This window comes from Streptomyces sp. NPDC002580 (assembly GCF_042889485.1).
GTDB lineage: Bacteria > Actinomycetota > Actinomycetes > Streptomycetales > Streptomycetaceae > Streptomyces.
The window spans coordinates 1,055,853-1,075,757 of sequence record NZ_JBIAQZ010000001.1 but is presented as its reverse complement, the minus strand read 5'-3'; the positions used below and the strand labels follow the sequence as shown (position 1 = coordinate 1,075,757).

The 19,905-nt window shown below is 71.6% G+C and carries 21 protein-coding genes and 1 riboswitch; of the genes, 11 read left to right on the top strand and 10 right to left on the bottom strand.

Annotated features, from left to right (window positions below):
• Positions 1–5: 5 nt before the first annotated feature.
• On the bottom strand, positions 6–383 hold the full coding sequence (locus ACFYW7_RS04620; RefSeq protein ID WP_389497759.1) for a hypothetical protein: 378 nt from the start codon (positions 381–383) through the stop codon (positions 6–8).
• A gap of 52 nt (positions 384–435) precedes the next feature.
• Positions 436–549, top strand: a riboswitch (TPP riboswitch).
• Between ACFYW7_RS04620 and thiO the strand changes: the two genes are divergently transcribed.
• From thiO to ACFYW7_RS04590, 6 genes are all read left to right on the top strand, one after another.
• Positions 547–1,722 (top strand): glycine oxidase ThiO, encoded by a 1,176-nt coding sequence (gene thiO / locus ACFYW7_RS04615; protein WP_389497757.1) that lies wholly within the window; start codon positions 547–549, stop codon positions 1,720–1,722. (Overlaps the previous riboswitch by 3 nt.)
• Complete coding sequence (thiS, locus tag ACFYW7_RS04610; protein WP_389497755.1) at positions 1,719–1,919, top strand: sulfur carrier protein ThiS; 201 nt, start codon at positions 1,719–1,721, stop codon at positions 1,917–1,919. The genes thiO and thiS overlap by 4 nt, the downstream gene beginning before the upstream one ends.
• Positions 1,920–1,922: 3 nt before the next feature.
• Complete coding sequence (locus ACFYW7_RS04605) at positions 1,923–2,717, top strand: thiazole synthase (protein WP_389497753.1); 795 nt, start codon at positions 1,923–1,925, stop codon at positions 2,715–2,717.
• A gap of 221 nt (positions 2,718–2,938) precedes the next feature.
• Positions 2,939–4,882, top strand: a complete 1,944-nt coding sequence (pknB, locus tag ACFYW7_RS04600; protein WP_389497751.1) for a Stk1 family PASTA domain-containing Ser/Thr kinase — start codon at positions 2,939–2,941, stop codon at positions 4,880–4,882.
• A gap of 114 nt (positions 4,883–4,996) precedes the next feature.
• The gene (locus ACFYW7_RS04595; RefSeq protein WP_389497749.1) at positions 4,997–5,866 is read left to right on the top strand and encodes a deoxyribonuclease IV; all 870 of its coding nucleotides are present in this window, start codon (positions 4,997–4,999) and stop codon (positions 5,864–5,866) included.
• Positions 5,867–5,960: 94 nt separating this feature from the next.
• Positions 5,961–6,449 (top strand): DUF4396 domain-containing protein, encoded by a 489-nt coding sequence (locus ACFYW7_RS04590; RefSeq protein WP_389497747.1) that lies wholly within the window; start codon positions 5,961–5,963, stop codon positions 6,447–6,449.
• 24 nt (positions 6,450–6,473) lie between these two features.
• Here ACFYW7_RS04590 and ACFYW7_RS04585 read toward each other — a convergent pair whose 3' ends face one another.
• Positions 6,474–7,106 carry a sulfite oxidase-like oxidoreductase gene (locus ACFYW7_RS04585; protein WP_389497745.1) on the bottom strand — a complete coding sequence of 211 codons (633 nt, stop codon included), beginning with the start codon at positions 7,104–7,106 and terminating at the stop codon, positions 6,474–6,476.
• Between the two features lie 155 nt (positions 7,107–7,261).
• Between ACFYW7_RS04585 and bfr the strand changes: the two genes are divergently transcribed.
• Complete coding sequence (bfr, locus tag ACFYW7_RS04580) at positions 7,262–7,741, top strand: bacterioferritin (protein WP_389497743.1); 480 nt, start codon at positions 7,262–7,264, stop codon at positions 7,739–7,741.
• Here the strand turns inward: bfr and ACFYW7_RS04575 are convergent.
• The 3 genes from ACFYW7_RS04575 to ACFYW7_RS04565 all read right to left on the bottom strand — a co-directional run bounded on the left by ACFYW7_RS04575 (position 7,738) and on the right by ACFYW7_RS04565 (position 10,896).
• A complete protein-coding gene (locus ACFYW7_RS04575) occupies positions 7,738–7,998 on the bottom strand; it encodes a bacterioferritin-associated ferredoxin (RefSeq protein ID WP_389497740.1) in 261 nt (86 codons plus the stop codon). The two genes, bfr and ACFYW7_RS04575, sit on opposite strands and share 4 nt — an antisense overlap.
• 170 nt (positions 7,999–8,168) lie before the next feature.
• A complete protein-coding gene (locus tag ACFYW7_RS04570) occupies positions 8,169–9,521 on the bottom strand; it encodes a class II 3-deoxy-7-phosphoheptulonate synthase (RefSeq protein ID WP_389497737.1) in 1,353 nt (450 codons plus the stop codon).
• A 142-nt stretch (positions 9,522–9,663) separates the two neighbouring features.
• Positions 9,664–10,896 carry a glycoside hydrolase domain-containing protein gene (locus ACFYW7_RS04565; protein WP_389497735.1) on the bottom strand — a complete coding sequence of 411 codons (1,233 nt, stop codon included), beginning with the start codon at positions 10,894–10,896 and terminating at the stop codon, positions 9,664–9,666.
• A gap of 125 nt (positions 10,897–11,021) precedes the next feature.
• Between ACFYW7_RS04565 and ACFYW7_RS04560 the strand changes: the two genes are divergently transcribed.
• On the top strand, positions 11,022–11,078 hold the full coding sequence (locus tag ACFYW7_RS04560) for a trp operon leader peptide (RefSeq protein WP_389498580.1): 57 nt from the start codon (positions 11,022–11,024) through the stop codon (positions 11,076–11,078).
• A gap of 109 nt (positions 11,079–11,187) precedes the next feature.
• Positions 11,188–13,104 (top strand): anthranilate synthase family protein, encoded by a 1,917-nt coding sequence (locus tag ACFYW7_RS04555; protein WP_389497733.1) that lies wholly within the window; start codon positions 11,188–11,190, stop codon positions 13,102–13,104.
• Here the strand turns inward: ACFYW7_RS04555 and ACFYW7_RS04550 are convergent.
• The 5 genes from ACFYW7_RS04550 to ACFYW7_RS04530 form a co-directional block, all read right to left on the bottom strand.
• On the bottom strand, positions 13,056–14,051 hold the full coding sequence (locus ACFYW7_RS04550; protein ID WP_389497732.1) for a 2-hydroxyacid dehydrogenase: 996 nt from the start codon (positions 14,049–14,051) through the stop codon (positions 13,056–13,058). The genes ACFYW7_RS04555 and ACFYW7_RS04550 overlap by 49 nt on opposite strands.
• 72 nt (positions 14,052–14,123) lie before the next feature.
• Positions 14,124–15,152: a 6-phosphofructokinase gene (locus tag ACFYW7_RS04545; protein WP_389497730.1), complete on the bottom strand. Its 1,029-nt coding sequence runs from the start codon at positions 15,150–15,152 to the stop codon at positions 14,124–14,126.
• A gap of 142 nt (positions 15,153–15,294) precedes the next feature.
• On the bottom strand, positions 15,295–16,002 hold the full coding sequence (locus ACFYW7_RS04540) for a response regulator (protein ID WP_389497728.1): 708 nt from the start codon (positions 16,000–16,002) through the stop codon (positions 15,295–15,297).
• 19 nt (positions 16,003–16,021) lie between these two features.
• Positions 16,022–17,245: a MacS family sensor histidine kinase gene (macS, locus tag ACFYW7_RS04535; protein ID WP_389497726.1), complete on the bottom strand. Its 1,224-nt coding sequence runs from the start codon at positions 17,243–17,245 to the stop codon at positions 16,022–16,024.
• A 39-nt stretch (positions 17,246–17,284) separates the two neighbouring features.
• Positions 17,285–18,058, bottom strand: a complete 774-nt coding sequence (locus ACFYW7_RS04530; RefSeq protein WP_389498578.1) for a lysophospholipid acyltransferase family protein — start codon at positions 18,056–18,058, stop codon at positions 17,285–17,287.
• Between the two features lie 146 nt (positions 18,059–18,204).
• Here ACFYW7_RS04530 and ACFYW7_RS04525 point away from each other — a divergent pair, with 146 nt between their 5' ends.
• Both ACFYW7_RS04525 and ACFYW7_RS04520 read left to right on the top strand, forming a co-directional pair.
• Positions 18,205–19,014 carry an alpha/beta hydrolase gene (locus ACFYW7_RS04525; protein WP_389497724.1) on the top strand — a complete coding sequence of 270 codons (810 nt, stop codon included), beginning with the start codon at positions 18,205–18,207 and terminating at the stop codon, positions 19,012–19,014.
• Positions 19,007–19,774: a hypothetical protein gene (locus ACFYW7_RS04520; protein WP_389497722.1), complete on the top strand. Its 768-nt coding sequence runs from the start codon at positions 19,007–19,009 to the stop codon at positions 19,772–19,774. Before ACFYW7_RS04525 ends, ACFYW7_RS04520 begins: the two co-directional genes overlap by 8 nt.
• The last annotated feature ends 131 nt before the right edge of the window (positions 19,775–19,905 follow it).

The following is a 19,905-nucleotide window of genomic DNA, read 5'->3' as shown; positions in this document are numbered from 1 at the left end:
ATCAGTCAGCGGACGTGCTCAGTGACCTGTTCCACACGGCCGGTCCCGCGCACCTCTTCCACCACGCTCGTCCCTGTGCCCTCCCGCGACTCCCACTCCCAGGTCTCCTCCAGCCGCACCCGGCCGTCGGGCAGTTCCACCACGAGGGACACGCAGTGGCCCGACGCGGTGGTCCCGTCGTGCTTCAGCTGCACGTACCGGAAGTCGAGGCGGTCACCCTCACGGGTACCCACAAGATGGCCGCGGACCACGTCGCCGCCCGCGTAGCCGGCCCAGACCACGCCGTTCTCCTCGCGGTACGCGAACCGGGTGCGGGTCCCCACCTGCCCGGGAGCCTGGTCGGCTACGGGGGCGAGGACGAGGCCGTCGAGCGATCGGGCCATGGGCGGAGGCTCCCTTACTGGGGCGGGCGGCGGCGGGCTAGGCTGGCCAACGTAAAGCACTCGCGGGAGCCCGGACGCACCGGGCTGAGAGGGAGGCTGGAGCGGCCTCCGACCGTACGAACCTGATCCGGATCATGCCGGCGAAGGGAGGGGCTGGACGCCCATGTCGCCTGCACGTTCGTCAGACGTCCTCGTCATCGGGGGCGGAATCATCGGTCTCGTGACGGCCTGGCGGTCCGCGCAGCGCGGGTTCACCACCGCGCTCGTGGACCCCGAGCCGGGTGGCGGGGCCGCGCAGGTGGCGGCCGGGATGCTGGCCGCCGTGACCGAGCTGCACTACGGCGAGGAGACCCTGCTGGGTCTCAACCTCGCCTCCGCGCGCCGCTATCCGGACTTCGCCGCCGAGCTCACCGAGGCGACCGGCCAGGACCTCGGCTACCTCCGGTCCGGCACGCTGGCCGTCGCGCTGGACGCCGACGACCGCGCCCACCTGCGGGAACTGCACGCCCTGCAGATCCGGTCGGGGCTGGAGTCGCAGTGGCTGAGCGGCCGGGAGTGCCGCCGTCTCGAACCGATGCTGGCGCCCGGCGTACGCGGCGGCCTGCGGGTCGACGGCGACCACCAGATCGACCCGCGGCGCCTGGCGGCAGCCCTGGTCACGGCCTGCGAGCGGGCCGGGGTCGTCCTGCACCGGACGTGGGCGCAGCGGCTGACGGTCGTACGGGAGCGGGCCGCCGGGGTCGTCACCACGGACGGCACCGAGCTCGCCGCGGGCCGGGTGGTCCTCGCCGGGGGCAGCCTCAGCGGGCGCCTGGAGGGCGTCCCCGAGGACGTCCTGCCGCCCGTGCGCCCGGTGAAGGGCCAGGTGCTGAGGCTCTCCGTGCCCCAGCGGTGCGCGCCCTTCCTGAACCGCACCGTGCGCGCCGTGGTGCGTGGCAGCCACGTCTATCTGGTGCCGCGCGAGAACGGCGAGCTCGTGGTGGGCGCGACCAGCGAGGAGCTGGGCTGGGACACCACGGTGACGGCGGGAGGTGTCTACGAACTGCTGCGGGACGCCCACGAGTTGGTGCCCGGCATCACCGAACTGCCGCTGGTCGAGACCCGCGCGGGGCTGCGTCCGGGTTCGCCCGACAACGCGCCGCTGCTCGGCCCGACCGCGCTGGACGGACTGCTGCTGGCCACCGGGCACTTCCGCAACGGCGTGCTCCTGACGCCTGTCACCGGCGACGCCATGGCCCACGTCCTGACCACCGGCGAACTCCCCGCCGAGGCCCGCCCCTTCACTCCCCTGCGTTTCGGCGCCGACGCCCTCCCCACTCTCACGGAGCTGCCCGTATGAACATCGTCGTCAACGGGGAGCGGCGGCGGATCGCCGCGGGCACCGCGCTCGACACGCTCGTCGCGACCCTCACCCCCGCGCCGTCCGGAGTGGCCGCCGCCCTGAACGAGACCGTCGTCCCGCGCGCGCAGTGGCCGTCCACCTCCCTCACCGACGGCGACCGCGTGGAAGTCCTCACCGCCGTCCAGGGAGGCTGACCCATGGCCGACGACCCCTTCGTCCTCGGCGGTACGACCTACGGGTCCCGGCTGATCATGGGCACGGGCGGCGCGCCCAGCCTCGACGTCCTGGAGCGCTCCCTGGTGGCGTCCGGCACGGAGCTGACGACGGTCGCGATGCGCCGGGTGGACGCCTCCGTGCACGGTTCGGTCCTGTCGGTGCTCGACCGGCTGGGCATCCGGGTCCTGCCGAACACGGCCGGCTGCTACACCGCCGGCGAGGCCGTGCTGACCGCCCGTCTGGCGCGCGAGGCGCTGGGCACCGATCTGGTCAAGCTGGAGGTCATCGCCGACGAGCGGACCCTGCTGCCCGATCCGATCGAGCTGCTCGACGCGGCGGAGACGCTGGTGGACGACGGCTTCACCGTGCTGCCGTACACGAACGACGATCCGGTGCTGGCGCGGAAGCTGGAGGACGTCGGCTGCGCGGCGGTCATGCCGCTCGGCTCGCCCATCGGGTCCGGGCTCGGGATCCGCAACCCGCACAACTTCCAGCTGATCGTCGAGCAGGCGCGGGTGCCGGTGATCCTGGACGCGGGGGCGGGGACGGCCTCGGACGCCGCGCTCGCGATGGAACTGGGCTGCGCCGGCGTGATGCTCGCCTCGGCGGTGACCCGGGCGCAGGAGCCGGTGCTGATGGCGGAGGCCATGCGGCACGCGGTGGAGGCGGGACGCCTGGCGCGGCGGGCGGGGCGCATTCCCCGGCGGCACTTCGCCACGGCGTCCTCCCCGGCCGGGGGCATGGCGGCGCTCGACCCGGAGCGCCCGGCGTTCTGATCGACCGTCCGCGCCGTGCGTCGCCGGTCCGCCCAGCGGACGTTTCCGGCCACGCAGGTTGTCGCGTTGCGGTCTTGCGGCGACGGGACGACGCCCGATCGGACATTTGTACGAGGTCAGCGCTTTCCCGCCCCCGGTGTGCGTCACAGGTCGGCTGCAGTCGGACCCGGGAATGGGCCGAACGGGGCGGCGTGACGGTGACGGATCGTAGACTCACCTGCGTGGATACGACCCTTCAGGACCCGCTTGTCGGACACGTGCTCGACGGCCGCTACCGCGTCGAGGCACGGATCGCGGTCGGCGGCATGGCCACGGTCTACCGGGCCGTGGACACCCGCCTCGACCGCGTGCTCGCCCTCAAGGTGATGCACCCGACGCTGGCCGCCGACAGTTCGTTCGTCGAGCGGTTCATCCGCGAGGCCAAGTCGGTGGCCCGGCTCGCGCACCCCAATGTGGTGCAGGTCTTCGACCAGGGCGCGGACGGGTCGTACGTCTACCTGGCCATGGAGTACATCGCCGGGTGCACCCTGCGTGACGTGCTCCGCGAGCGCGGCGCCCTCCAGCCGCGCGCCGCGCTCGACATCCTGGAGCCGGTGCTCGCCGCCCTCGGCGCCGCGCACCGCGCCGGGTTCGTGCACCGCGACATGAAGCCGGAGAACGTCCTGATAGGGGACGACGGCCGGGTCAAGGTGGCGGATTTCGGGCTCGTCCGCGCGGTGGACACGGTGACGAGCACGACGGGCGCCGTCCTCGGCACGGTGTCGTACCTCGCCCCCGAGCAGATCGAGCACGGCACCGCCGACACCCGGGTCGACGTGTACGCCTGCGGGGTCGTCCTCTACGAGATGCTCACCGGCGCCAAGCCGTACACCGGGGACTCCCCCGCGCAGGTCCTCTACCAGCACCTCCACGAGGACGTGCCGCCTCCGTCGGCCGCCGTGCCGGGCATGGCGTACCCGCTGGACGAGCTGGTCACCACGGCCACCGCGCGCAATCCCGAGATCCGCCCGGCCGACGCGGTGGCGCTGCTCGGCCAGGTGCTCGAGGCCCGGGCCGGTCTCACCGCGGAGCAGCTCGACGCCGTCCCGCCGGGAGCCCTCTCCGTCGGCCACGACAACGCCGACGACCGTACGAGCGTGATCCCGCGGTCGCTGTCCGTCCCCCGCCCACTGCCCGTGAACGAGGACGAGGGGGACGGCCTGAACCGGACCAGCCGGTTCGAGCAGGCCAGCCCCTTCGGCGCCGTCGCGGACCCGGCGGTACGGCACCCGGGCACGCGTCCGCGGCGCGGGATGCTCATGGTCGTCGCCGCGATCGTGCTGGCGTTCGGCCTCGGCGCCGGTGTCTGGTACATCAACTCCGGCCAGTTCACCAAGGTCCCACCGGTCCTGCAGAAGACCGAGGCGCAGGCCAAGGACCGGCTCCAGGACGCCGGGCTCGAGGTCAAGCAGGTGAAGCACGCCTACAGCGACACCGTGAAGCGCGGCGCGGTCATCAGCACCGATCCCGGTGTCGGCGAGCGGATCCGCGACAACGACTCCGTGACGCTGACCGTCTCGAACGGCCCGCGGACGGTGAAGGTGCCCGACCTGGAGGGCTTCGCGCTGTTCAAGGCGAAGGACGCCCTCAAGGGCGACGGCCTCGCCCCGGGCATGGTCACCCGGGAGTACAGCGACGACGTGGCCAAGGGCTTCGTGATCGGTACCGACCCGGAGGCGGGTACACCCCGGCGCTCGGGTTCGGCGATCGCGATCATCGTCAGCAAGGGCAGCCGGGTGGAGGTTCCCGAGGTGACGGGCTCGTCCGTCGAGGACGCCACCTCGGAACTGGAGGACGCCGGCCTGAAGGTGAAGATCGCCACGACCCGGGTCACCTCGGACTTCGACAAGGGCCAGGTGGCCGAGCAGACGCCGATCGCGGGCCGTGACGCCGCGAAGGGCGACACGGTGACGCTGACGGTCTCCAAGGGCCCCCCGCTGGTCGAGGTCCCGGACGTCGTGGGCGACAGCGTGGACGACGCCAAGCAGGCTCTCGAGGGCGCCGGGTTCGAGGTCGACGAGGACCGCGGACTGCTCGGGCTGTTCGGCGACACGGTCAAGAAGCAGTCGGTGAAGGGCGGCGACACCGCGCCCAAGGGCTCGACGATCACGATCCAGATCCGCTGAGCCGGGAGGACGCACGGCCCCCGCGGAGCGACCGCCGGGGGCCACCGCCCTCCCGGGGCCGGCTCACGAGGACCGCTCTCGGGGGAGCCGGCGCCGCGTGACACCCTGACGGGTGTGACCAGCAAGCAGCTCCGCAACCCCGTCGGCGGCCATGTCCCCGTGGCCGGCGGCCTCAACTCCGTCGGCCTGGCCTACGCCCGCGACCTCGCGGCCGAGACCGTCCAGGTCTTCGTCGCCAACCCGCGCGGCTGGGCGACTCCCGCCGGCAACCCGAAGCAGGACGAGGACTTCCGCGCCGCCTGCGCCGACGCGTCGATCCCCGCGTACGTCCATGCCCCGTATCTGATCAACTTCGGTTCGCACACCGAGGCGACGGTCGAGAGATCGGTGGAGTCGCTGCGGCACTCGCTGCGGCGCGGGCGGGAGATCGGCGCCCTGGGGGTGGTCGTGCACACCGGGAGCGCGACGGGCGGACGGGACCGGTCCGTCGCCCTGAAGCAGGTGCGCGATCACCTGCTGCCACTGCTGGACGAACTGACCCATGACGACGACCCGTTCCTCCTCCTGGAGTCGACGGCCGGCCAGGGCTCCTCCCTCTGCTCCCGCACCTGGGACTTCGGCCCGTACTTCGAGGCCCTCGACGCCCACCCCAGACTGGGCGTCTGCCTCGACACCTGCCACATCTTCGCGGCGGGCCACGACCTGACCGGGCCGAGCGGCATGCACCAGACCCTCGATCTGCTGGTCGGCACCGTCGGCGAGGGGCGGCTCAAGCTGATCCACGCCAACGACTCCAAGGACGTCGTCGGCGCGCACAAGGACCGTCACGAGAACATCGGCTCCGGGCACATCGGCGAGGACCCCTTCCGCGCCCTGATGACGCATCCGGCCACCGAGGGCGTCCCCCTGATCATCGAGACGCCCGGCGGGAAGGAGGGGCACTCCGCCGACGTGGAGCGGCTGAAGAAGCTCCGCGACGCCTGAGACCGGCAACCGCCCGACCCGCCGAGGAATACCCCCGTGGGGTATATGGTTCCCGCTACGCGAAGGAACCGTCACCTGTCATCGGGGGCAACTCATGGAGCACGAGGCACACACGCACCACGGGGCACACACGGCCGCGCCGGCCGGGGCGACCTGGCCGACGGCCGCCCGGGCGACCCTGCACTGCCTCACCGGCTGCGCCATCGGCGAGGTGCTCGGCATGGTGATCGGCACGGCGCTCGGCTGGGGGAACGTGCCGACGACGGTCCTCGCGATCGCGCTGGCCTTCTTCTTCGGCTACTCGCTCACGCTGCGCGGCGTACTGAAGGCGGGGCTCGGGCTCCGGGCGGCGATCCGCGTGGCACTGGCCGCGGACACCCTGTCGATCGCCGTGATGGAACTGATCGACAACGGGGTGATCGTGCTGTGGCCGGACGCGATGGACGCCGAACTGGCCGACGCGCTGTTCTGGGTCTCGCTGGCCATCTCGCTGGTGATCGCCTTCGTGGTCACGACGCCCGTCAACAAGTGGATGATCGGCCGCGGCAAGGGGCACGCGGTGGTCCACCGGTATCACCACTGACGCGTCCGCACGACGGCGCCGGGATCAGAGCTCGGGACCGTCCCCGGGCTCCTCCTGGTAGGAGTAGCGCTGCTCCCGCCAGGGGTCACCGACGTTGTGGTAGCCGCGCTCCTCCCAGAAGCCGCGGCGGTCGGTGGTCATGTACTCGATGCCGCGCACCCACTTGGGCCCCTTCCACGCGTACAGGTGCGGGACGACCAGGCGCAGCGGGAAGCCGTGCTCCGCCGTCAGCAGCTCGCCGTCCTTGTGGGTGGCGAAGACGGTGCGCTCGGAGGCGAAGTCCGCGAGGCGCAGGTTCGAGCTGAAGCCGTACTCCGCCCAGACCATCACGTGGGTCACGGAGGGTGCGGGCGGGGCCAGCTCCAGGATCGTACGAGCCCGGACCCCGCCCCATTCGGCCCCGAGCATGCTGAACTTCGTGACGCAGTGCAGGTCGGCGACGACGGAGGCGTACGGCAGCGCGGTGAACTCCTCGTGGGCCCAGCACCGCTTCTCGCCGTCGGCGGTGGCGCCGAAGACCCTGAACTCCCAGCGTTCCGGGCGGAACTTGGGTACGGGTCCGTAGTGCGTGACGGGCCAGCCACGCTGGAGTCGCTGTCCCGGCGGAAGCTCCGGCTGTGCCGTTTCTCCAGATTCCCGCTCCACCGGCTGACCCATGACTCCATCCTGACAGACCCGGAACAGTGCCCATGACCAGCCTGGACGCGATTCGGGCAACTCCTACTAAGCATGCACTTACTGGACGGTCCCCGGTGCCGGTGCAAAGATGCGGCGCAACCTGCCCAGTCCCCCGCTTGGAAGGAGCCTCTGCGATGCAGGGCGACCCCGAGGTCATCGAATTCCTCAACGAGCAGCTGACCGGTGAGCTGACCGCGATCAACCAGTACTTCCTGCACGCGAAGATGCAGGAGAACTTCGGCTGGACGAAGCTCGCGAAGTACACCCGGCACGAGTCGTTCGACGAGATGAAGCACGCGGAGGTGCTCACCGACCGGATCCTCTTCCTGGACGGGCTGCCGAACTACCAACGGCTCTTCCACGTCCGGATCGGACAGACGGTCACCGAGATGTTCCAGGCGGACCGGCAGGTGGAGGTCGAGGCTATCGACCGCCTCAAGCGTGGGATCGAGGTGATGCGGGCGAAGGGCGACATCACGTCCGCGAACATCTTCGAGTCGATCCTCGAGGACGAGGAACACCACATCGACTACCTGGACACCCAGCTCGAACTGGTGGAGAAGCTCGGCGAGCCGCTCTACCTGGCGCAGCTCATCGAGCAGCCCGAGAGCTAGGCGGCCTCGCGCCGGACGGCGGCCTCGGCGGGTCCACCGATTCCGGAGAGCACCGGTTCACCCTGGTCGGCCGGCTCACGGCGTGGACACGAGCCCCTGCCCAGCAGTGCCTGGATGCTGCGGACGCACGAACCGCAGTCCGTGCCAGCCTTGGAGGCGGAGGCTATCTGCCGAGGAGTGCAGGCCCCGTCCGCCGCGTGCTTCTTCACCTGCTGTTCGGTGATCCCGAAGCAACTGCAGACGTACACGCGGTTCACCTCCCGCCGGAATGATGGTCGTGCCGTCCCGTTAATCGGTGAGGCTAACCTAACCTTACCCGCCGTTCAGGAACCACAAAAGTGGCGGGGGCGCGGATCGTATGTGATCCGCGCCCCACGCCACTCTGCGGCGGACACGGCCGGTGACGGCCGCGGCACCTGTCGGTCTCCTACTGGTCGCGGTACATCTCGGCGACGAGGAACGCCAGGTCGAGGGACTGGCTGCGGTTCAGACGGGGGTCGCAGGCCGTCTCGTAGCGCTGGTGCAGGTCGTCGACGAAGATCTCGTCGCCGCCGCCCACGCACTCGGTGACGTCGTCACCGGTGAGCTCGACGTGGATGCCGCCGGGGTGGGTGCCGAGACCCTTGTGGACCTCGAAGAAGCCCTTGACCTCGTCGAGCACGTCGTCGAAGCGGCGGGTCTTGTGGCCCGAGGCCGCCTCGAAGGTGTTGCCGTGCATCGGGTCGGTCACCCAGGCCACGGTCGCGCCGGAGGCGGTGACCTTCTCGACCAGCTCGGGCAGCTTGTCGCGGACCTTGTCCGCGCCCATCCGCACGATGAAGGTGAGACGGCCCGGCTCGCGGTCCGGGTCCAGGCGCTCGATGTACTGCAGCGCCTCCTCGGCCGTCGTCGTCGGACCCAGCTTGATCCCGATCGGGTTGCGGATCTTCGAGGCGAACTCGATGTGCGCGCCGTCCAGCTGACGGGTGCGCTCACCGATCCACACCATGTGGCCCGAGACGTCGTACAGGTGGCCCGTGCGCGAGTCGACGCGGGTCAGCGCCGACTCGTAGTCGAGGAGCAGCGCCTCGTGGGAGGCGTAGAACTCGACGGTCTTGAACTCCTCGGGGTCGGTCCCGCAGGCCCGCATGAAGTTCATCGCGTTGTCGATCTCGCGCGCCAGCTGCTCGTAGCGCTGGCCGGACGGGGACGACTTCACGAAGTCCTGGTTCCAGGCGTGCACCTGGCGCAGGTCGGCGTACCCGCCGGTGGCGAAGGCGCGCACCAGGTTGAGCGTGGAGGCGGAGGCGTTGTACATCCGCTTCAGGCGCTCGGGGTCCGGGACGCGGGACTTCTCGTCGAAGGCGAAGCCGTTGACCGAGTCGCCCCGGTACGTCGGCAGGGTCACGCCGTCGCGGGTCTCGGTGCCCTTGGAGCGCGGCTTCGAGTACTGGCCGGCGATCCGGCCGACCTTCACCACCGGCACCGAGGCGGCGTACGTGAGGACGGCGCCCATCTGGAGCAGGGTCTTGAGCTTGTTGCGGATCTGGTCGGCCGACACGGCATCGAAGGCCTCGGCGCAGTCGCCGCCCTGGAGAAGGAACGCCTCTCCCTTGGCGACGGACGCCATCCGGGCGCGCAGCTGGTCGCACTCGCCCGCGAAGACGAGCGGCGGATACGACGCGAGCTCCGCGACCACATCGCGCAGAGCCTCGGCATCGGGGTACTCGGGCTGCTGCGCCGCGGGAAGGTCTCGCCAGGTGTTGCCAGCGCTCGCGCTGGACTTAGCGTTCACGGTCACCTCCCCCACATTACGGGGTCGTGTCGGACGTCCCTTCACATGCTCATCAATTGAGACGAACCCCGCTCGATCGGCACCGCTCCGGGCGGCCGTACGGCACGGCGCCCGGCCGTCCGGAGCGGAGAAGGGGCCGGGACCCGCCCTAGTCCACGTCGAGCCGGTCGCGGTCGATGGAGATCTTCACGCCGCCGTGCGTCTCGGTCGTGTCGCCCACGTACTGGTGGATGCGCTTGTGCTTGGACCACATCGTCGAGGGGATCGACGCGTCGGACGTGCTCGACACCCGGTTCCAGCGGGCGAAGTGGAGCACGTCGGGCAGGGTGACCTCGTTCCGGTTGGCGACCAGGTCGGCGACCAGGGACGAGGTGTTGCCGTACGCGCCGGAGCGGTAGCCCAGCGCGTGCAGGCGCTCGGTGTAGGCGTCGACGTAGGTGAGGACCTGGTCGGTGACCTTTCCGCCGGACTCGTAGTGCTCCAGGTCGTCGTAGATGACCGTGCCCTTGCCGAAGCCGAGCGCGGCGGCCTGCTTGACGGCGTCGTCGGCGGCCGCGATGCCCTGCGAGACCGGGCTGGTGATCGCCGCGCAGCCGCCTCCGCAGCTGCCCCCGTCGGAGGACGGCTGCCGGCCGACGTAGAGCGGGAAGAACCGCCAGCCGCGCGCGTACTGGGTGCGGACCCAGCCGGCGGTGAGGTGCTGCTGGGCGCAGGCGCGGTTGATCCCGCCGATGTAGACACCGATGGCGCCGTAGACGGAGTGGTCGCGCCAGGCGTCCATCGCCGACTGGCTCGGGGCGGTGCAGGCGTCGAAGCCCTCCCCGCGGTAGGAGGTCGCGTCGGCGGGCAGCATGGCCGCCGCGGGCCGTTTCACGGGAGCCTCGACCCGTGCGGTGGCGACGGGCAGCCCGGCGCTGCGCAGGACGTCCTGGATGCGGCTCCGGTCGTATCCGTAGGCGGCGGTGACGACGATGCGGTCGCCGGTGGCCCGGTAGGTGCGGGCCGTCGGGTTCTCGGTGACGGCTTTGGGAGCGGTGGGAGCGGGCTGGATCAGGAGGGCCTCGGTCCGTCCGCTGGCGCGGGCCGGGCAGTTCTGGTGGACGCCCGGGCTGCCGAGGTAGACGGCGTGCCGGTCGAAGCGGACACAGGTGTCGGGATGTTTCTTGAGGTCGACGATCGGCCAGGAGTCGGGGACGGTGAAGACGTGGCCGCGGTAGTCGATGCGGGTCAGGTCCTCGGAGTCGGTGGTGAGGGGGGCGGAGCTCGCGGAGCCGAGCGGCCCCGCGGCGAGGGCGGCGGTCGTGAGGGCCGCGGTCGTGAGGAACGTGGTCAGGGCGCGGCCGGCGGTCCGGCGGGGCTGGGGCGAACGAACTGTGCGCATGGTTCTCGCTTCTCGGTGGGTTCGGTCCGTCTGGCCATCCATGGCCGGTGGCCGTGCGCTCGGAACGCCACGCGGGAACGGTTCACGCTGTTGCCCGCCCTTCGCCGTCGGGTAGGGTGCGGCGCATGCTCGCGCATTCGAACCAGAACTGTTGGTGGACCGCTCATCCGGCGGCCCACTGACTGCGCGTAGCCACGACTTCGCGAAGGCCGCCCGAGGGGCGGCCTTCGGTGTTCGCGGACCCGGGTCGTTCCTCTCCGAACTGCACGATTCGAGAGAAGGACCGCACCGATGAATCTGCTCGACCTGCTGGACGATCCCCGTCCCTTCGCCCTGCTGCGCCGCCGCACTCCGGGCCGCGACCACGAGGTGGTGGAGCTGCTGCGGGGGCCGGTGCGCGAGGTGGAACGCCTCGCCGACATCCCCGACGAGGCCCTCGCGCTGATCCCGTTCCGGCAGATCCGTGAGCGCGGTTTCGACGTCCGCGACGACGGCACCCCACTCTCGGTGCTCATCCCCGAGGAGCGTCACGAACTGCCGCTGGACCAGGCGCTGGCCCAGCTGCCGTCGCACGCGGTGCGGGTCGAGGGCGGCGGCTTCGACGTCGGCGACGAGGAGTACGCCGAGATCGTCGGGCGGGTGCTGCGCGAGGAGATCGGGCGCGGCGAGGGCGCCAACTTCGTGATCCGGCGGACGTACGAGGGCCGGATCCCGGGGTTCGGGCGGGCCGACGCGCTGGCGCTGTTCCGACGGCTGCTGACCGGCGAGCGGGGCGCGTACTGGACGTTCGTCGTGCACACCGGGGAGCGGACGCTGGTCGGGGCGAGTCCGGAGGTGCACGTCCGGATGTCCGCCGGGACGGTCGTCATGAACCCGATCAGCGGGACGTACCGCTATCCGGCCGGGGGGCCGACGCCGGAGGACCTGCTCGCGTTCCTCGCCGACGGCAAGGAGATCGAGGAGCTGTCGATGGTCGTCGACGAGGAGCTCAAGATGATGTGCACGGTCGGTGACATGGGCGGGGTGGTGATCGGGCCGCGGCTCAAGGAGATGGCCCATCTCGCGCACACCGAGTACGAGTTGCGGGGCCGCTCCTCGCTGGACGTGCGGGACGTGCTGCGGGAGACCATGTTCGCGGCGACCGTCACCGGCTCGCCCGTGCAGAACGCCTGCCGGGTCATCGAGCGCTACGAGCCCCTCGGGCGGGACGGCGTCGGGCGCGGCTATTACGCGGGTGCGCTGGCGCTGGTCGGGCGGCAGCGGGCGGACGGGCCGGACGGCGGGCCGGGGGCGCAGACACTCGACTCCCCGATCCTCATCCGTACCGCCGACATCGACGCGGACGGACGGCTGCGGGTGCCGGTCGGCGCCACCCTCGTGCGGGGATCGGATCCGGCGGGTGAGGTCGCCGAGACCCACGCCAAGGCGGCGGGTGTGCTGGCGGCGCTGGGGGCGCTTCCGGGTGCGCCGCGCCCGGACGGCGCCCGGCCCGGGCTGGGCGACGATCCGCGGGTGCGGGCGGCGCTGGACGGGCGGCGGGCCTCGCTGGCGCCGTTCTGGCTGCGGATGCAGGAGCGGTCCCCGGAGCTCACGGGCCACGCGCTGGTCGTGGACGCCGAGGACACCTTCACCGCGATGCTGGCGCACCTGCTGCGCTCGTCCGGGCTCGAGGTGAGCGTGCGCCGCTACGACGAGCCGGGGCTGCGGGAGGCGGTCCTCGCGCACGAGGGGCCGGTGGTCCTCGGCCCCGGTCCCGGTGACCCCTCCGATCCGGCGGACCCCAAGATGCGTTTCCTGCGGGCGCTGACCGGCGAGGTGCTCCGGGGACACCGGCACGGCGTCCTCGGTGTCTGCCTGGGGCACGAGCTGATCGCGGCCGAACTGGGGCTGGAGATCGTCCGCAAGGACGTGCCGTACCAGGGCGCGCAGACCCGGATCGACCTCTTCGGGCGGGCCGAGACCGTCGGGTTCTACAACAGCTTCGTGGCGCGCTGCGGCGAGGAGGAGCGGGTGGAGCTGTCGGCGCACGGCGTCGAGGTCAGCCGCTCGGCGGACGGCGAGGTGCACGCGCTGCGCGGTCCCGGTTTCGCGGGCGTGCAGTTCCACCCGGAGTCGGTGCTGACGCTGAACGGCACGGCGGTCGTGCGGGAGCTGACCGCTCAGCTGCGGGGCACGAGCACGTTCTCCGAGCGGCGGCCCTCGGTGTAGTCGAGGACGTTCCGGACCGTGGCGTCGACGATCTGGCCGACGGCGTCGGTCGTGTAGTACGCCTGGTGCGAGGTGACGAGGACGTTCGGGAAGGTGACCAGGCGGGCCAGGGTGTCGTCCTCGACGGTCTCCAGGGACTTGTCGAGGAAGAACAGCCCGGCCTCCGCCTCGTACACGTCGAGGCCCACGCCCGTGAAGCGGCCCTCGCGCAGCTGGTCGACGAGGGCCCGGCTGTCGATGAGGCCGCCGCGGCTGGAGTTCACCAGGATCGCGTCGTTCTTCATCGTGCGCAGGGCTTCGGCGTCGACGAGGTGCCGGGTCTCCGGCATCAGCGGGACGTGCAGGGTGACCAGGTCGGACTCGGCGAGGAGACGCTCCTTGGAGACGTACTCCATGCCGAGTTCGACGCAGGCGGGGTTCTCGGCGACGTCCCAGCCGAGCAGCCTCATGCCGAAGCCGTGGGCGATCCGGGTGAAGGCCTCACCGATCTTCCCGGTGCCGAGGACGCCCGCGGTGCGGCCGTGCATGTCGCGGCCCATCAGCCCGTCGAGGCGGAAGTCGAAGTCGCGGGTGCGGTTGGCGGCGCGCACGATACGGCGGTTGACGGCCATGCCGAGGGTCCAGGCGAACTCGGCGACCGAGTGGGGCGAGTAGGACGACACCCGGGCGACGGTCATGCCGAGGCGCTCGGCCACCTCGAGGTCGATGTTGTTGAACCCGGTGGAGCGCTGGACGACGAGCTGGGTTCCGCCGGCCGCCAGGGTCTGCAGGACGCGGTGTCCCAGTCCGCAGTTGACGCTGGTGGAGACGGCCTCGTGGCCGGCCGCGATGGCGGCGGTGTCCTCGGTGAGGAAGACGTCGAGGCAGCGGACCTCGTGCCGTCCGGCGAAGGCCTTCTCGATCAGGGGCTTCTCGTCGGACTGGACGCCGAACGCCAGGATCTCCACCGGTTTCTCCCGCTGTGGGGGGTACAGACCGCATCTTACGGCCCGTACCCCCGGGTCGCAGGGACGCCGCCGTCAGCCGAAGAAGACGCCGACCTCCTCGTAGAGCGACGGGTCGACCGTCTTCAGCCTGGCGGTGGCCTCGGAGATCGGGACGCGGACGATGTCCGTGCCGCGCAGGGCCACCATCTTCCCGAAGTCGCCGTCGCGGACGGCCTCGATGGCGTGCAGGCCGAAACGGGTGGCGAGCCAGCGGTCGAAGGCGCTGGGCGTGCCGCCGCGCTGGACGTGTCCGAGGACGGTGGTGCGCGCCTCCTTGCCGGTGCGCCGCTCGATCTCCTTGGCCAGCCACTCGCCGACACCGGAGAGCCGGACATGTCCGAAGGAGTCCAGCGTGCCGTCCTTGAGGACCATGTCGCCGTCCTTGGGCATGGCGCCCTCGGCGACGACCACGATCGGCGCGTACGACGCCTTGAAGCGCGAGGTCACCCAGGCGCAGACCTGGTCGACGTCGAAACGCTGCTCGGGGATGAGGATGACGTTCGCGCCGCCGGCCAGGCCCGAGTGGAGGGCGATCCAGCCCGCGTGGCGGCCCATCACCTCACAGACGAGGACGCGCATGTGGGACTCGGCGGTGGTGTGGAGGCGGTCGATCGCCTCGGTCGCGATGCCGACCGCCGTGTCGAATCCGAAGGTGTAGTCGGTGGCGGAGAGGTCGTTGTCGATGGTCTTCGGTACGCCGATGATGCTGATGCCGTACTCGTCGCCGAGCCGCGCGGCGACGCCCAGGGTGTCCTCGCCGCCGATCGCGATGAGCGCGTCGACCTCCTGCTTGGCGAGGTTCTCCTTGATCCGGCGGATGCCGTTCTCCTGCTTGAGGGGGTTGGTGCGCGAGGAACCGAGGATGGTGCCGCCGCGCGGCAGGATGCCGCGCACGGCGGGGATGTCGAGCCGGACGGTGTCGCCTTCCAGCGGACCCCGCCAGCCGTCCTTGTAACCGACGAAGTCATAGCCGTACTCCTGCACGCCCTTGCGGACGATGCCCCGGATGACGGCGTTGAGCCCGGGGCAGTCGCCGCCTCCGGTCAGTACTCCGACCCGCATGGAAAGTCCCTTCGCCACGGTTGGCTGTCGGACTCACGCTAATAGTGATCCAGGTCACTTCGGCATGGCGCGGAAGGTCTATTCCGGTGAATTGTCAGGCGGTTGACCGAACCGGTCACCCGAAGGGCGGCATCCGCGCCGGTCAGCCCTCGTCCAGTCCGCGCTCGATGGCGTAGCGGACCAGCTCGACCCGGTTGTGCAGCTGGAGTTTGCCCAGGGTGTTCTGCACGTGGTTCTGGACCGTGCGGTGGGAGATGACCAGACGCTCGGCGATCTGCTTGTAGCTGAGCCCCTTGGCGACCAGGCGGAGCACCTCGGTCTCGCGGTCGGTCAGCTGCGGGGCCCGCTGCTCGCCGGCGCCCGTGGCGGTGCCCGGCTCGGAGGCCAGCCGGCGGTACTCGCCGAGGACCAGGCCCGCGAGGCCCGGGGTGAACACCGGGTCGCCGACGGCCGTCCGGCGCACCGCGTCGGTCAGTTCCTCCGCGGACGCCGACTTCAGGAGGTAGCCGGTCGCGCCGGACTTCACCGCCTCCAGCACGTCGGCGTGCTCACCGCTGGCCGACAGGACCAGGACACGCGGGGCCCGGTCGGCGCCGACCAGCTCCTTGCAGACCTGGACACCGGGCTTGGCGGGCAGGTTCAGGTCGAGGACGAGGACGTCGGGCGACACCGCCAGGGCGCGGCGCACGGCCTGCTCGCCGTCGCCCGCGGTGGCGACCACGTCGAACCCGGCGGCCGCCAGGTCACGGGCCACGGCGTCGCGCCACATGGGGTGGTCGTCCACCACCATGACCCTGATGGGGCCCTCGCCCCTCCGGGGCTCCGCCACTGTCGTCCCGCCGTCCGTCATCGCCGTACCGTCTCCTTCGTCATCGCGCCTTCGCCTTCCCCCGTGCGTCCTTCGGCACCTTCAGCTCGACCTCCGTGCCCTGCCCGGGGACCGAGATCAGCTCGGCCGTGCCGCCCAGTTCGCGCAGCCTGCCACGGATCGACAGGGCGACTCCCAGCCGCCCCTCGCCCTCGGCCTGCGCCAGCCGCCCCTCGGGGATGCCGGGGCCGTCGTCGCGCACCGTCACGATCACCGCGTCCGGTTCGTCCTCCACGAGGATCCACGCGCGCGCGTCCGCGCCCACGTGCCTGCGGACATTGTCCAGGGCGGCGCCCACGGCCGCGGCCAGTTCCCGTGCCGCGGCCGGGGCCAGCGGCACCGGAGCGCCCGGCTCGGAGAGGGTCACCCGCGCGGTGGCGTACGGAGCGACCAGGGCGCGCAGATCGACGGCCTCGGCCGGGTCCTCGTCGTCGGGTTCGTCGACGGCCCGGACGAGGGCGCCCAGCGCGGCGTCCTCCGACACCCGCGAGACGGGTACGAGACCGCCCGACACCAGGCTGCGCAGCGCGACCTCCTGCTCTCCGGCGAGGCGGCCCAGCTCGGCCGCCTCGCCGCCGAGCGCGCTGCCGCGCCGCTGCACCATGGCGAGGACCTGGAGCACGCCGTCGTGGATGTCGCGGGCGAGCCGCTCGCGCTCACGGGTGGCGGCCTCGATCTCCAGGGCACGGGCGAGGGTGCGCTCGGAGGCGCGGGCCACCTCGACGACGTAGCCGATCGCGATGGAGGCGACCCAGACGAGGATCACGTTGTGCACGGTGTCGCGGGTCGGGGCGCCGCGCTCGACGAGGTTCGCCGCGGCGACGAGCGTGGAGGCGAAGGCCGCCCACCGCCAGCCTCCCTTGATGGCGAAGGCGAGGACGGCGCCCGCGGTCCATATCGACGGCAGCGTCGGACCGCCCGACTCGATGCGCGAACTCGCGTCGGCGACGCGGGTCAGCAGGATGCCGACCAGCGCCACGGTGAGGTCCGCGGCCAGGAACCGCTTGGTGCAGTGGACCGCTCCGGCGACCCGCGGGAGGGTCGCCAGCGTCCAGACGAACAGGAACGCGAAGTAGGCGACGGCCACCCACGGGCGCACGAACTCGTCGTACGTGGTGGCGAAGAGCCCGATCGCGTACAGCACGGTCAGGACGCGGTACCCGGACAGCGCGCGCCACAGCGGCTGCTCGACCGACATCCTCATGACTCTCTCGCGCCTGGCCATGTCCCCCACCCCAACCCTGCCGACGTCCTGAGGACGCTTCTAGGAGCCGGAACGTTCCCCGTCGGCCGGTGCTTCCCCGGCCGCCGCCCGCGCCGCCCGCGCCGCTTCCCGCTCGGCCTTCTCCGCCTTCGCCGCGTCCGCGATCTGCCGCTTGGCGGCCGTCGCGTAGATGTCGACGTACTCCTGGCCGGAGAGCTTCATGATCTCGTACATGACCTCGTCGGTCACCGCGCGGAGCACGAACCGGTCGTGGTCCATCCCGCTGTAGCGGCTGAAGTCCAGCGGCTTGCCGATCCGGATGCCCGGACGCAGCAGCTTGGGCATCACCTTGCCCGGCGGCTGGATCTTCTCGGTGTCGATCATCGCCACGGGGATGACGGGCGCGCCGGTGGCGAGGGCCACGCGCGCGAGGCCACCGGGCTTGCCCCGGTACAGCCGGCCGTCGGGCGAACGGGTGCCCTCCGGGTAGATGCCGAACAGCTCACCGCGCTCGATCACGTCGATGCCGCTCTTGATGGCCGCCTCGCCCGCGCCGCGCGCGCCGGAACGGTCCACCGGGAGCTGCCCGACGCCCTTGAAGAAGGCGGCGGTCATCCGGCCCTTGACGCCGGGCGTCGTGAAGTACTCGGCCTTCGCGATGAAGGTCACCTTGCGGTCGAGCATCGTGGGAAGGAAGAACGAGTCCGAGAACGAGAGGTGATTGCTCGCCAGAATGGCCGGGCCCTCGGCGGGGATGTTCTCGAGGCCTTCCACCCAGGGCCTGAAGGCGAGCTTCAGTGGCCCTCCGATGGAAAACTTCATTGCGCCGTAGATCACCCGAGTGCCTCCTGAGTCGTGAATCAGACCTTAACCCGGAGCGCCGTCGAAGGAGCCGACGACCCTGGTCGGTGTCAGTACCGTCGCGTACGGTGAAAGACACCCGGAGTCGCTTCCGCCCATCTCATGAACAGGAGACCGAGGTGCCGGTCCTTCCTGGAGCCGAGCCGTTCCGCCACGAGGGCGGAGACGTCGGCGTCCTCCTCTGCCACGGTTTCACCGGCTCCCCGCAGTCGCTGCGCCCCTGGGCGGAGTACCTCGCCGAGCGCGGTCTCACCGTCGCGCTGCCCCTGCTACCGGGGCACGGCACCCGCTGGCAGGACATGCAGCTCACCGGCTGGCAGGACTGGTACGCGGAACTGGACCGCGAACTGCGCGCCCTGCGCGAGCGGTGTTCGCGGGTCTTCGTCCTCGGGCTCTCCATGGGCGGTGCGCTGGCCCTGCGGCTGGCCGCCAGGCACGGCGACGAGATCAGCGGCCTCGTGGTCGTCAATCCGCTGAACAAGGTGCACGGCCTCGCCGCGCACGCACTGCCGGTGCTCCGCCACCTCGTTCCGTCGACGAAGGGCATCGCGAGCGACATCGCGAAGGAGGGCTCCGAGGAGCTCGGCTACGCCCGGGTGCCCCTGCACGCCGCGCACTCGATGCGGAAGCTGTGCGGGGTCGTCGACGCGGAGCTGCCGCAGGTCACCCAGCCGCTCCTGCTGCTGCACAGCCTTCAGGACCATGTGGTCTCCCCCGCCGACTCGGCGCGCGTCCTCGCCCGGGTGTCGTCCACGGACGTGACGGAGATCGTGCTGGAACAGAGCTACCACGTCGCGACGTTGGACCACGACGCGGACCGGATCTTCGAGGAGAGCTACTCCTTCGTCACCCGGCTCGCGCCCGGCGCCGGCAAGGAGGCCGACGCGGGTCGGGTGGGTCGGCAGGAAGGGACGGCAGCCGGTGGCTGAGCACGACGCGGAACGCGGCGATTCCGAGGAGAAGGGCGTGCCCGTGGGCGAGCCGCTCGACGGGAGCCTCGGCAAGGGGCTCGGGGAGTCCCGTGCGGAGTCGCCGGCCGATGCCCGCGGGGAGCCGCTCGGCGACGAGCAGAGCGTGCCCTTCGACGAGGACGCCGCCTGGCAGTCGATCGTCGAGGGCTACGGCCAGGAACCGCCGGACCCGCCCGGCGCGAGGCCGTATCGGCCGGTGGAGGACCTGGAGCTCCCGGAGCCCGGGAGCGACGCGGGCCCCGGAACCGGTGGCAGGACCTCCGAGGACACCCGGAGCGTCCAGGAGGACGGCACGGACGGAGCGGGTGACGCCCCGGCTGCGACGGGCACCGTGCCCGACCCGGAGACCGCCGTCGACCGGCCCGCCGCCAAGCCCCTCGGCAGCTCGATCTCCTTCGCACCGGGTGTCGGCGGCCCGCGCGACTACCGGACGCCCGAGCCCGGGGACGACGACTTCGACGGGGACGACGAGGGCCACTTCGTCCCCCCGGAGCCTCCTCCGCTGCCCGCCGCGGACACGACCGCCAAGTTCGCCTGGCTCGGCGTTCTGGGCGGCCCCGCCCTGCTGCTGCTCGCCGTGCTGCTCGGCTGGGACATGACGTGGTGGCTCACCACCCTCGGCATCGGCGGCTTCCTCGGCGGCTTCGCCACCCTGGTGTCGCGCATGAAGGACGACGACGAGGACCTGGACGACCCGGGACGCGGCGCGGTGGTCTGACCGCCCGGCGCGCCAGGCCGCCGACGGCTGGGCCGTGCCGGGCGGCCCCGCCCCCGGGCCGCGGCCCCGGGCCGGAGGCGAGCACGCGCCGGTCCTCCCCCGGCCTCGCCGGTCCCGCCGTAGGGCCCGTC